The organism is Leptospira chreensis (assembly GCF_016919165.1).
Classification (GTDB): Bacteria; Spirochaetota; Leptospiria; order Leptospirales; family Leptospiraceae; genus Leptospira_A; species Leptospira_A chreensis.
This window is the reverse complement of the sequence record NZ_JAFFPS010000007.1, coordinates 61,614-74,859: the sequence shown is the minus strand read 5'-3', so window position 1 is coordinate 74,859 and position 13,246 is coordinate 61,614. Positions and strand designations below refer to the sequence as shown.

Annotated in this window: 9 protein-coding genes; 1 reads left to right on the top strand and 8 read right to left on the bottom strand. The window is 42.1% G+C overall.

What is annotated here, in order from left to right; all coding sequences use genetic code 11:
• Window positions 1–9 precede the first annotated feature (9 nt).
• The 8 genes from JWG41_RS01505 to JWG41_RS01470 form a co-directional block, all read right to left on the bottom strand.
• The gene (locus tag JWG41_RS01505; RefSeq protein ID WP_205268216.1) at window positions 10–249 is read right to left on the bottom strand and encodes an FmdB family zinc ribbon protein; all 240 of its coding nucleotides are present in this window, start codon (window positions 247–249) and stop codon (window positions 10–12) included.
• Window positions 250–258: 9 nt separating this feature from the next.
• Entirely contained in the window at window positions 259–1,713 is a 1,455-nt protein-coding gene (locus JWG41_RS01500) for an SH3 domain-containing protein (RefSeq protein ID WP_205268215.1), read from the bottom strand.
• 21 nt (window positions 1,714–1,734) lie between these two features.
• Complete coding sequence (locus JWG41_RS01495; protein ID WP_205268214.1) at window positions 1,735–3,276, bottom strand: TolC family protein; 1,542 nt, start codon at window positions 3,274–3,276, stop codon at window positions 1,735–1,737.
• A gap of 59 nt (window positions 3,277–3,335) precedes the next feature.
• Window positions 3,336–4,226, bottom strand: a complete 891-nt coding sequence (sucD, locus tag JWG41_RS01490) for a succinate--CoA ligase subunit alpha (protein ID WP_135575202.1) — start codon at window positions 4,224–4,226, stop codon at window positions 3,336–3,338.
• 12 nt (window positions 4,227–4,238) lie between these two features.
• On the bottom strand, window positions 4,239–5,408 hold the full coding sequence (gene sucC, locus JWG41_RS01485) for an ADP-forming succinate--CoA ligase subunit beta (protein ID WP_205268213.1): 1,170 nt from the start codon (window positions 5,406–5,408) through the stop codon (window positions 4,239–4,241).
• 164 nt (window positions 5,409–5,572) lie between these two features.
• A complete protein-coding gene (locus JWG41_RS01480; protein ID WP_205268212.1) occupies window positions 5,573–6,703 on the bottom strand; it encodes a sensor histidine kinase in 1,131 nt (376 codons plus the stop codon).
• An 81-nt stretch (window positions 6,704–6,784) separates the two neighbouring features.
• Window positions 6,785–8,065: a YncE family protein gene (locus JWG41_RS01475; RefSeq protein ID WP_205268211.1), complete on the bottom strand. Its 1,281-nt coding sequence runs from the start codon at window positions 8,063–8,065 to the stop codon at window positions 6,785–6,787.
• Window positions 8,066–8,247: 182 nt separating this feature from the next.
• Window positions 8,248–11,427: a fibronectin type III domain-containing protein gene (locus JWG41_RS01470; protein WP_205268210.1), complete on the bottom strand. Its 3,180-nt coding sequence runs from the start codon at window positions 11,425–11,427 to the stop codon at window positions 8,248–8,250.
• A gap of 242 nt (window positions 11,428–11,669) precedes the next feature.
• On the opposite strand from JWG41_RS01470, the gene JWG41_RS01465 reads away from it, so the two are divergent.
• Window positions 11,670–13,244, top strand: coding sequence for a hypothetical protein (locus JWG41_RS01465; protein ID WP_205268209.1), 1,575 nt, complete (start codon window positions 11,670–11,672; stop codon window positions 13,242–13,244).
• Window positions 13,245–13,246 lie beyond the last annotated feature (2 nt).

Sequence of the window (13,246 nt, the reverse complement as noted above, 5' to 3'; positions counted from 1 at the left end):
AGAGAGACCTTAAGATCCTGAATCAGTAATGCCAGTGGAAGGCGGAGGAGTTGAGTCAGAGCCGGATTTTTTATAATCTGTTACGTAAAATCCAGTTCCTTTAAAGATGATTCCGGCACTGGCAGAAATCCTACGTTCGACAGATCCGTTTTTTCCACAGAGGCAATGGGTGAGTGCATCCTCTTTCATCGACTGAACATGTTCAAAGTCTTTTTCGCATGTATTACAATGGTAATCGTATGTAGCCATGGTGTCCCTCTAATGGATTCCTGTTCTAATTTCAAAGAGTAACACTTGTTCCCGATTTGGTTCTTTTGCTAAAGGGAGACAGATTTCCCAGGAATACCTTCCGGACTGGAGGGTCGATTCATCTAAGGATAAGGAACGGATGGACTGGATGAGTCCCGTATTTCGCCTCCAAAGGCTTGCGTTCCATTTGTCCCCTTCGCGGGATCCAATGTGTAAGGACAGGTTTTCTCTTCTTTTTTCTCCGTCGAGGACATATCGATTTTTATTTACCCAAATGGATTCTTTGTCCAGGGCAATCGTATAGGCCAAATGTTCCCGATTGTCGTAGTTCAAATGGAGTTCTAAAAAGGAAATGGGAAGGTCCGAGTCTGTGGGTTGGAAGGAAAACTCGAAGTAGTTTTTGTCGCCCGAAAGTTTTTTACAAATTCTCTGAACGGTTTTTGATTCTTTGGAAAGTCCGTAAATGGGAAATCCTGTTTCGCCAGATACACGAACCGAGTCTCTAGGAATATAGGTTCCAAAGAAAGTGGTCGGGATTTGGTTCCCATTCCAACCTTCAAAATCGATCCGAATTTCATTGTCTACGGCCTTAAATCGTTTTTCAAATTCGGCAATGAGGTTGGGATTTGGTGAAACTTCGGTTAAAAAACCAGAAAAGATCCATGCAGACTTTTGTAAGTTTGGGAAAAAACACCGCTTCCAATGCCCGGAACTTCCCGCAATGGTTTCCGTACCTGCATCTTCCTCTAGGCAAATGGTTTCTTCTGGTTCACTGATTTTTCCCACTTCCGAGTTCTCACGCCCCGGGCCACTGCGAAGATTTACATTTTTTCCACGAATAATCGCTGTTTGGTGGAATAGGCTCGTGTTTGAAGTATTGGCTAAAAAGTGTAAACTTTGTAATAAAAATTCAGATTCAATTTCTCCAATGGGCTCAAAGGGAAAACTGAGGATGTTTGACAAAGCCCGGCTAAAACTATCTTCCATACCGCGCGGATCTTCCAAGATGAGTTTTAGGAGTAGGTTTGTAACTTCCGCTTTGGGAATAGGTTTGTTTAAAGTTCCAATTTTTGAAATGAGAGCTCTTTTGTATCCATCTCCATGGGTCTTCAAATGGGCGAGGTAAGGATCTTCAATATGGTAGTAAGTTCCCCTTGTGGTTTCCCATTCAATGAGTTTGGTTCCGGAACGTTTTTGGAAAAAGGAAATTAGATCTTTCGAAGTTTCCTTTGCATTCAGTTTTTTTTCTAGTTGGGAGATGGTTTGGGAAAGGATGGTGAGCTCCAATTCCCCAGTAGGAATTTCTTTCTCCGCATAAAGACCAAGGACTTTGAGATAAGATTCGGATTGGTAGAGATCATAGGCTTTGTCTTCTCTCTCTCGAAAGTCCACAAAGGCGTAGGTAATCAGGGTGATAAAAAGAAAAGTGAGACCGAGGACTAGAAATACACGGGAGCGTATCAAAAAGATTCTCCCGCTTTTGGTTTAGAGATTTTCAGGTAGGAGTTTGGACCGATCCACTCCGTATTCTTCAAATAAAGCATTCTTAGCAACATAGTATCTGTGTAAGTTGATATTGTAATCTACTTTCGCCCGAACCAGAGACAACTGGTCTTGCACATGAGTGTCCAAAGCATTTTTCACTGCCAGTGCATTGAACCTTCCTTGTTGGAAAGAACGTAACACTCCGTTGTAATACTTTTTCGATTCTTCTTCCGTATGTTTTGCATTTTCCAAAACTTGGAAGGATGCTTTTAGGATATCAATTCGTGTTTTCACGTCATCGGAAACGGCTTTGGTTAGGTCGGCTTCTTCTAGAGATACTTGGCGTTTTTGGATTTCCGCATCGCGAATTCCGGCCTTCACACCTTTATCCATAATCGGATAACTAAGATCTAAGGAACCTTGCATCACTGGGTATTGGTAAGAAAAAACTCCCGCACCTTTGTCTGCATAATTGTTCTGAGGACTCACCGTATTTTGCGCTTGGTATCCGTAAGTTCCTGCTGCTTTCAAAGAAGGGAGGGCTTCGTTTTTCGCCGTTCTCATAGAGAGTTCTGCATTTTCTTTTTTACGAACAATGGCTCTAAAGTCTGCTCTATGTTTGTATGCGTAGTCGATATCTGCTTGGTAATCTAACCTAGTGGGAAGTGTTTCCGAAAGAGGAGTTGTCTTTTGGAAGATTGTATCTTCTGGCAAGTTAAGAGAACGAATGAGTTTACGACGTGCTTCTTCTCTTTCGGCGCTAGCTTGTGCCATTTGTCCTTCCACTTGGGAGAGGAGGGCATTCCACTGGTTGACTTCAAAACTTTCCGAAAGCCCAAGTCCTTGTTTGCGAATGGTTAGGTCGCGAACATTCTTTGTGTTTTTTAAAAGTTGTTCGAAGGTTTGGTATCCAGATTCCTTCACAGAGTAGTTCCAATAGTCAACAAGAGTGGCTACCACTTTGCTTGCGACTTGGTCTTCCATTTGCTCTCGCAAAATTTCTGTTTGGTTCTCGAGGATTTTTTCCATATTTCTTTCATTGGCACCAAAGGCATTTTTTAGTAAATCTTGGGCAATGGTTACGGAAAGAGTATCTGTATATAATGGAGGAAGTCCGAGGGCAGTAAATCCCGCAGGAGTTTTGTTTGGATCTTCAAAAGCGTTCGAGTCAAAACGTTGCGACTTCGCTTCTAGTTTGAAGTAAGTTCCTGTTGTGAAGAGTTTTTCTAACCCAGCACTATAGGTGGTTGTTTGGGTTTTAGTTCCCGTAAAGATATTGTTTTGATTGAAAGGAAATTGTTTTTGATCCAATTCCGCTTTGGAAAGGGCACGCCAAGAATACTTTCCCTCATACTTCATAAGAGAGGAGTCTGCTTTGGCTAACTCTAAGCGGGCCTGCATGACCTCGCGGTTGTTTTCAATGGCGTACTTGACTGCGTCTTGTAAGCTAAGTGTAAATCCCTTATCTCCAGATTCCGCAGCCAAAAGGCCAACGGAAACGAGGAGAATCAATGTACTTGAAACCCATGAACGTTGTTCCATACTCTTAATTCAGACTCCCCATTCCCTTTGAATAGCTGTTTTTTTTTAAAGTCCTGCTCTTATTTTTTAAGAGCAGCCTTCATTTTATCACCAACTTCACCAATATGCGCGCAGATGCTGACGCCAGCGTCTTGCATTGCCGCAATTTTAGAAGTGGCAGTTCCCATTCCGCCAGAAATGATCGCACCGGCATGGCCCATACGTTTTCCTGGAGGAGCTGTTTGGCCTGCAATGAAACCAACGACTGGTTTTTTTACATGGGCTTTGATGTAAGCAGCAGCTTCTTCTTCCGAAGTTCCACCGATTTCACCAATCATTACGATTCCTTCTGTATCTGGATCTTCATTCAAAAGACGAACCGCTTCTACGTGGTTCATTCCAGGCACAGGGTCTCCCCCGATTCCGATACAAGTCGATTGACCAAGTCCTGCTGCCGTTAAGGAAGCTACGGATTCATAAGTCAAAGTTCCAGAACGAGAAACGATTCCGATCTTTCCTGGAGTGTGGATGAAACCTGGCATAATTCCCATCTTTACTTTGTGGAGTGGGTTGATGACACCTGGGCAGTTTGGTCCTACCAGTTTTGTTTTGGAATTACGAAGAACACTATATACCTTTAGCATATCGTGAGTAGGAATTCCTTCTGTGATACAAACCACGAGTGGGATCTCAGCAAAGATTCCTTCCAAAATCGCATCCGCTGCGAATGGAGGTGGAACGAAGATTACAGCAGCGTTAGCACCATCTTGGATCATTGCATCTTTGATGGTGTTGCGAACTGGTGCTGTTTTTCCAAACTCGGAAGTCCAGATTTGTCCACCTTTGCCTGGAGTGACTCCAGCAACTACTTTTGTACCATATTCTAACATTTGAGTCGCATGAAAGGAACCTTCCTTACCGGTGATCCCTTGGACGACTACTCTTGTGTTTGCGTCAACTAATACAGTCATGTTTTATAGTTCCTATTTTTTGATTAGGGAGACAATTTTGTCTGCCGCGTCACGGAGTCCTTCCACTCCAACAATGTTCATTCCGGATTCGTTTAGGATTTTTTTCCCTTCTTCTGCATTGGTTCCTTTCAATCGAACCACTACCGGAACCGATACGTTAACCTTTTTCGTAGCTTCGATAATTCCGACAGCCACTCGGTCACAACGAACGATACCACCGAATACGTTTACAAAGATACCTTTTACGTTTGGATCAGAAAGGATGAGACGGAAACCGTTTTCTACTGTAGTAGGGTTCGCTCCACCTCCGACATCCAAAAAGTTTGCAGGTTCTGCACCAGCAAGTTTAACGATGTCCATAGTTGCCATCGCAAGACCGGCACCATTTACCATACAACCAATGTTACCATCTAACTTTACGTAGTTGAGGTTGTATTCTTTTGCTTTTACTTCATACGGATCTTCTTCAGTGATATCACGAAGTGCTTCGTTTTCAGGGTGGCGGTAAAGAGCGTTTTCATCCAAGTCCATCTTGCAGTCACCTGCGATGATTTCGTTTTGTTTTGTGAGGATGAGGGGGTTGATCTCGAGGAGAGCTGCATCTTCTTTGATATACGCGTTGTAAACTGAGTTTACAAGAGCTGTGAAGGACTTTTGTGCTTCTGCAGGGATTCCTAAAGCGAATGCGAGTTCACGCACTTGCGAACCTTGGATTCCGATACCTGGATCAATTTGAATTTTGATGATTTTTTCTGGATGAGTCTCTGCAACTTCTTCGATTTCCATTCCACCTTCGGTAGAAGCCATAATGATGGTTTTGCGGAAAGCGCGATCGAGTAGGATGGAAAGGTAGTATTCCTTTGCGATTTCAAGACCTTGTTCCAAATAAACTTTGAGAACTTTTTTTCCTTCTTCACCGGTTTGAGGGGTGATGAGTTGCATTCCGAGAATTCTCTCTGCTGCAGCTTTGGCGTCTTCTTTGGTTTTGGCGACTTTGACCCCGCCACCTTTTCCTCGTCCACCAGCGTGGATTTGGGCTTTCACCACCACTACGGGTGATTTTTGGACAACTTCGCTATATGCCTTTTCGAAATCACCGACTGTGTCGATGACCTTTCCGAAGGGAACGTTGGCATTGTGTCTACGTAGGATTTCTTTGGCCTGGTATTCGTGGACTTTCATGGATTTCCTTATGTCATTGGTACGTCCGTTGGGCATGCCGACGGATCACTAGGGTAAGCCTCTGGGGTTGGGGGAGATTGTCAAGACCGAATGGAAGGTTCTAACGTTACAAAGTCTGGCGGCAGGAGACTTTCTAGCTTGTACAGAAATAGAACAATTCGGATTTAGATATAGAAGTTGTCTCCGGTGTTGTCAGGGACTAACACTGTGAACGTGGAGCCCTTTCCTTCCGTACTTTGGACAGTAATGGTGCCACCGAGAACTTCCACTTGCGATTTGGTGATGAATAGCCCAATCCCCCGGGCATCTTCGTTTTTATGAAAGGTTTTAAACATACCAAAGATTTTTTCCCCATGTTTTTCTAAGTTGATTCCGAGACCGTTGTCCTCCACACAGAGTTGCACCTGGTTTTCTGTTTTTTTAGCAGAGATACGAAGAAAGGCACCTGTTTTTAAACGTACATACTTAACCGCGTTGGAGATTAGGTTGAGGAGGATACTTTCTAAATATGCGGGAATGATGGTTAGGTGTAAGTTATTTTCGATTTCCAAAAATACTTGGATGTTTCTAGATTTGATAAACCCGTCGAGAATGTTTAAAGTTTTTTGAACTTCCACTTCTAAACAACAAACTTCCATCGGTTTGTTTAACATCTGACCTATGGAAACAATATCATTCAAATGGATAATGGTTTCGTTCAGATTGTCCGCAGAAGTATGTAACATATGAATAATATTTTTTCTTTCTTCCTCAGATGGATTCTCTTCTAATAAACCAATGAGGGATTTGAAGTTTGTGGAATGTTGACGCATATTGTGCGAGATGATATAGGCGAAATTTTGCAATCGGTTGTTTTGAATTCCCGTAAAGTGTAACATCTTATCTGTGTTTTCTAAAGCTTCTACTTCTTCTGTAATATCTTCTAAGAAGAAAGAAAATTGGTTTTCTGTAAGAATGGATGCACGTAAGGAAAAGATTTTTTTATGATCCGATTCTTCTTGAGAGAGAATCCCTGAGTGGATTACAATGCGAGATGGTTTCTCTTCTTGTAATGAGGATATGATCTGATTAAAGATTCCTTCTTTTTGGAAACTAGGAAATAGGTCTTCCCAACTCGGAGGATTTTCCATTTGGATTTTTCGATCCAGAAAGGACTCTGCCAGTGAGTTTGCATAGACCAGTTTACTTTCAGGGATGAGTTCTTTGGTAGGGGACTGGAAGACAAAAACCGCAAATGGCAAGTTGTTCGCAAATAGAACAAAGGTTGTGGGAAGGGTTGGTTTTAAGGAATCCATTAAAGGTTTGTCTTGTCGGGGATAAGACTCCCACCTCTCATCCGACGAAAGGAAATTACAAATTATGTCAGTTGGATTGGATTATAATTTATTCCAATAGGGAGAAAGTCGAAGCGATGGACAAAACCTTCCGATGGATTTGGTATCGATGAGGTCAAATCGATCGGCCCCGTGCGGTGCCAAGTAGATATTTCCATCAGGTCCAACAGCCCCGCCTCGGTAGGCAGTAGTGCCACCAGGATTTGCAAAAAGAGTCGTGATGGAATTGTCTTTGGTATCAATGGAGATGAAGTTAGGATATTCAAAAGGAACTGGATAGATTTTTCCATTGGGTGCCAATACAGCACCATTGAACATACTATTGTTTCCTCCAACGGTTGGTATATTGCCAGCCGTTTCTATATTTCCTGTGGCTGTGTCTAGATAAATCACGGGTAGGTTATTAAATGGGATCATGTAAATTCTGCCATTCGGAGTGAGAACGCTAGCGATGTAGCCAAGACCTCCTGCGAGAACAAACACATGAGGATGTGTTGTCACAGAATCATCTTTCGTATCCAGAATGTACATTGTGGTCGATGTGAAAGGAATGAAATAGATTTTACCTTGAGGGGTTAGGACAGCAGAGGAAAAACCACCCGAAGTCGGTGTCGCTACCGTTCCTATTGTATCCTTGATTGTATCATAATAACGAATGATGGTTTGGCTACTTGGTACAAAATAAATTTTACCGTTAGGTGCGTATATTGCTCCGTTATATGCTGCCGAACCCATAGTCTGAGTAGCAACTACTTTCTGTTGGTTCCCATTTGTGGTATCAATGGTAAGAAAATCGCTGGAGAGGTGCGGAGAAAGAAAAATTTTTCCTGCTGGTCCAAGAGATCCTCCAATAGAGGCAACACCACCTGGGGCAACACCAGCATTTACAAATGTTTTTGCTATGGGATTAACAGATAAAAACATTGTGGAATCATATGGTAGAAAATAGATTTCTCCATTCGGTGCATTGAGGGCACCTTGAAAGTCAGTCGAACCATTGCCAGTGACAGAACCTACTGTTTCCGGTCTATACTGGAAGAGAGATTCGATACCGCTTGATCCAAGTGCAAATTGTGTTTCCATCTCCGCTTTCACAGCGGGCCAATTTTCTGCCAAATGTGTTTCTTCGTATTCCAATTGGCATGCAGGAAACTTGGGAAATATTCTATAGCCGCATTGGCTACTTTTGTCTTCTAGGATCAGTCGATAGAGAATATTTGGAAGAAAAAGGGAATCATCAGCATCACAAAGGTTTTCAGCCTTAGGTTTGGCACAAGCGAATAGAAAGGAAAGGACAAGAAACGGCAGAAAGATGCGATTCATAAATTGTTTCTGAAAGCATGGTATTGGAACTCTGTTCCACCAAGCAAGTAGGAAAGGAAAAATTAGGGATTTCGAGGAATCCAAAGACTGCTGTAGGCAGAACCACTCCCTACAGCAAACTTACGAAAAACTATCAATGGGCTCAGCCATTCCTTGGGAAAGGAACAGCCGAGACTTAAGAATTAATGTTGGTCTTCAGAACAGTAGATTCCTACTTGTCGATTGGCTTTCAATTCGTGTGTCACACAATAATTTGGTGGCGGTGGTGGGTTTGTGTCTGAAAAATAGAAGGTCGCACTATTCGTTCCATTCGAAACGGAGTGAGCCGTTGGATTCTGGTTAACGAAAGATCCTCGAAAGATGGCTCCGCAAGCCCAACCTTCTCCCCAATAATCTCCCCAAACATGTGCAGTATAAGATCCTGGATAATGATTGGTGCCCATATGCGGCCCTCGAGTATAACCAGCCGGACAACTTACAGTAGCGCTGGTTCCATTCGCCGCTGGCTCGAAAAAGTAACGATTTACCATGCAAGGTCTGACTTGACAAGAGGCAGTTTCTACACCTGTGCCGCCGCATCCCGCTATTGGATCGAGGCAAATTCGAGATCTTGAATGTGTACCAAAACCACAATTTGCACTACAATCACTCCATGCCGTCCAGGTTCCCCATCCAGAGGTTCCTGCAAGGGTCGTCACTGTAATTCCTAAATTTGCCTGTCCGCGATTTCCCACTTCATCCAACCCGACAATACAAACATAATAGGTAGTGTTTTGGAATAAACCACCAATCACCGTTGCCACGTGAGCATTGGGAACAAAGTTACTAATATTAGGTGAATGTTTCCATGGTGCGTTTTGGCATTCTGAATTGGTTGTCATAGGAGTTATGGAAATGCCAATTTCATAACGATTGATATTTCCTATCATTCCATCATCCCCAACATTCAACCATGTCAATTGGATCTGGTCTTGTGAAATTCCTGTCCCTAGGAACGAGGTGACTTGGGCGGGAGCAATGAGATCAGCTTCATATGCCATAATTTGGACAAAGTCTGTTCCCATTCTAGGTCCACCATAACAAGTGGAACTGGAGTCAGTGAAAGTCAATTCGAGTGTATACATTCCCGCTACATCTGGAATAAAGGAAGCATTCAATTGGTTTCCATTCGTAATTTGTGCATTGGTTAAATTAGAAGTTAGTGGTTTTGAGATGAAGTTCCAATGGTAAACATAACTTGCAGGGTTTGCGGAACAAACACCGGAGTCCGGGTCATAGGATTGCGAACCATTGAGTGTCACTGGTGTTGATGCCATTGCGTTCAATTGGTCTTGGCCCGCGTTAACAATAGGTGGTAAGTTACCAAGCATTGTAGTCGCAGATACGATACCATTCCATTTACCTTTGTTTCCAACTTCATCATATCCTCTTACACAAAAGTAATACCTTGTATCGGCACTGAGTTGTGTTACTAGGAAGTTGACATTGGTTCCCACGGTAACTGAACTAATTGAGTTTGTCACTTCATGGCTATTATCGCAATCTACATCAGTGTTGATCACGCTGGCTGATCTTCTAATTTCATAAGAAGATGCGTTTCCCGTATTTCCGTCATCACCAACAGCAGTCCAAGAAAGTTGGACCGTTTCATTTGTCATTGCTGTTGCGGTAAGAGTGGTTACATCGGCTGGTCGCACCGTGTCGCTTACCGCATACGTTGTTGCCGAAACGTTTGAGGAAACCCATTCATTTCGATTTCCATTATGGTCATAGGCACGAATACAATAGTAATATGTTGTATTTGGTGAATGTCCATTGGCATCCCAAATTTCCACCGAACCCGCATTTTTCGGAGTTAAGGTATGAAAGATCGTACTTGCAGCTGAACATTTTGCATCTGTATCGATGTTGGAACTAGACCTTCTGATTTCGTAAGCACTTACCTTTCCAAAAGGACCATCGTTACCGGGAGCTTGCCAACGCAAACGAACACGGGTTGTAGACATTGCTGTCGCTGTTAAGGTTGTGATATTGTTCGGTGGAACTGTGTCGAGGACAGTCACTGTGGATGTTGCTTGAAAGGAACCGACTGTTACTTGTACACCTGCAATTCCCGGAGCAATGGCTTGGAATACAGAGTCAGAAAATTCTCCAACTGGCGATCCACTGAGCCCATTTCCGGTAGTGACAAAATTTGACTGCACATAACGCGGAGATCCAAGGTAGGTTGCCAAAATGGAGAAAGTGATTTTTTCGTCCAAGTACATCCTTGCTTGATTGGGGATTACGGAAATGGCATCGATTTGTGGATTGGCTTCTCCATTGGGAGTATAATCCGAAACATTCGGGATTCCATCAGAATCCGAGTCAGGAAAAGACGCGGGGTTCGGAGAAGATGCATTGTTTGGATTGAATCCATTGTCAATTTCCCATGCATCCAAATAACCATCGTTATCTTTATCTCTATCATAATTACTGATATAAGCTGGGTTTCCAGAACTTGCCGGATAAAGGAAAATATCCGAACTTGGTCTAGTGGTATTATTACCATAGATATCAACTGCCAAAACTTGGATTTGAATCCCAGCTTGTGCCATTGATTCATAAGGGATGAGGGCAGAAAACCAATTGCCTGGCTCTGGGGTCATCCGAATGGCAACAGTTCCTTGGCCAACAGGACCTGTGACGAGATAAACACTCATACTATCCCCATCTGGATCGATCACTTGTGCTCGGACGCGGAAGGGTAAAAAAGAGGAACTTGGTTTAAAATCATAAAAAGCACCTACAATATTCGGTGCTCCGTTTCCGGGAGGCGGGGTTCCACCACCAAAAATAGAAAAGGTTCTAGATTGGAATTGTAGTTTGTCGGAAGTACTGGTAGTTCGACTACCGTCCCAACCGCCGCTGAGACGTCCTGAATTGTCAGCATCGGAAGTGGTGGAATAAATAAAACCTTGTGACCTTTGTTTGGATAGGTTGAGTGCTTCAATTTTTCCCGTATCTTGTGTGATCGAAATGACAACATCTTTTTTAAATCGATAAGACGGAGTGATTTCATAAGCATCAGTAGTCGGAATGTATCCGTTTGGTAAACTCGTAGGTGCTAGAGTGTATCTTTTGATGGTAAAAGATTTTTCTTCTTCCATAGCTCCTGGAGGAATCAGGACTTCAAACTGACCGTCATCAGATGCGATTGTTTTTCCAGAAGGACCGGCAGTGCCACCCCCTACATTCGCTACGGATCCCGCAACGATACCCAATGTTTCTAGTTTTTTATCTGCTTCTTTGGAGAAATCCAAAAGAGCAATACATGAAAACATGAATTGGCTTACGATTAGAATGCTTATTATTTTTTTCACTTTCAATGTTACCCAGTTTTTTAATATTCGCAAATTTCAAATTTTGCGATGGTTTTGTCGATAGAATTTGTTATGCGGTAAAGATTTCTTTCTATAACTTCTGTTCGTTTAGGGATATCCCTTTGGGTTTTTTTGGTTGAACTGCGTTCAATTTGTACTATTTTTTGAACCCAATTCAATGTTTCTATATTGACCCGGACAATCATGGGTAGCCAATGAACGGTCTGAAAGAAGGTTCTTGAATGTACCGTAATATTTTTTTGGTCTTTCTATTCTTCCTTGCTTTTGTCGAAGCGAATGAGGCACAAATATCAAATTCTAAAGATCCGTCTTTATCCGAGATTCGTTTACCGGATGTTCCTCCTCTAGACTTTCAAACATTAGAATCTATGGATGTTCCGAAAGGAAAAGAGGGGAATTGGGATTGGAAAAATGATACCCATATAGTTCGTTTGGCGAAAGGATCCCATGCCTTATGGGAATCTTTCTATTCGATCCAGTTTCCGGATGGATCGAGTCTCACAAAACACAAAATCCCAAAAACAAATATCAATCAATACACCTACAAAAAAAGAAACAGAGGTTCCTTTCTATATTATGATATTGTACATCCAAATTATTGGGGAGAAGGAAAAGTAAGTATTGGTGTTTTTGATATCACTTATTCACCTAAATGGAGTTTGGTTGTCGATTCTTTGCGAGAAACCAATCGAATGAAGGATTTTTTAGAGTACAGCAAAGAGCAGTTTGGGTTTCGGGCGGAAAGGATCAAAGTGGTTCTTCACGAATCAAAAGAAAAATTTTGGATTTATGCAGGAAAAGATCCTCGAACTAAGGATGATTGTACTGGGTTTTCGAATGGAAGTTTTTTTACTCTCTGTCCGTTACCAGGAATCATTTTGGAAGCAACTGGAAAACAAAGTCTGGATGCATTTGCCAAACAGAATTATGACCTGCGTGCTTGGAAACATGATACTCTGCATTATATTCAGTCCCAAAGATGTGGACAATTGGGCTTAGATTCGGGAGGGCTCGCAGAGCCTTGGTTTTTAGAAGGAATTGCAGAACTAAGTGTGATCCAAACGGATTCAGAACACAAAGCAAATACATACGAAAGGTTCTTTCAAAAGTTTCTCCATAAACGAACCACATTAAAAGATGGAAATGATCCGAAACTTCCGGATTACCGTTTGGTGGGAACGATGTTTTTGGAATACCTTTCCAATCTCTATGGAAACCAAAAGATAAGTAAATTTTATGAAGAGACTTGTTTTGGAAAACCAGTGGAAACTTCCTTTGTAACGGAGTTTGATATTTCCATAGAAAAAGCAACGGCTGACATGTATGATTATTTTCAAAAGAATCGATCGAATTTTGAAAATCAATTTTTAGTTTGGCGACTGAATGAAAAACCAAAACTATCCAAAAAAACAAGAGAGATTCCGGAGCATTGTAACAAAACTTCGGTGCCTGTTCCTAAAAATCCTAACGAAATTTTAGAGTTTCAGCATATCCCTTGTATTATGAGAAACCAAGTATATGACTTTGTCGACCTTCAGGGTTTGTATGAAGGTGAATTTTCTGGAATCTCTAACAATAGTCAGATGGAATCTATTTTTCTATGGAAGTCGGGTGCCTACAAAATTCAATCCGAGGGAAAATCTTGGACAATTGGTGAGGATGAAGAACAGTGGGAGAAAGATGGGGTTCGTATCGTCAATTGGCAGAAGTCGGGAGACCGGCAAATCATTTTCCCAAACAAAAAAAGAGTCCATTGTTTTTATCAGTCAAAAACTTGTTCGAAACCTTATGAATAAAG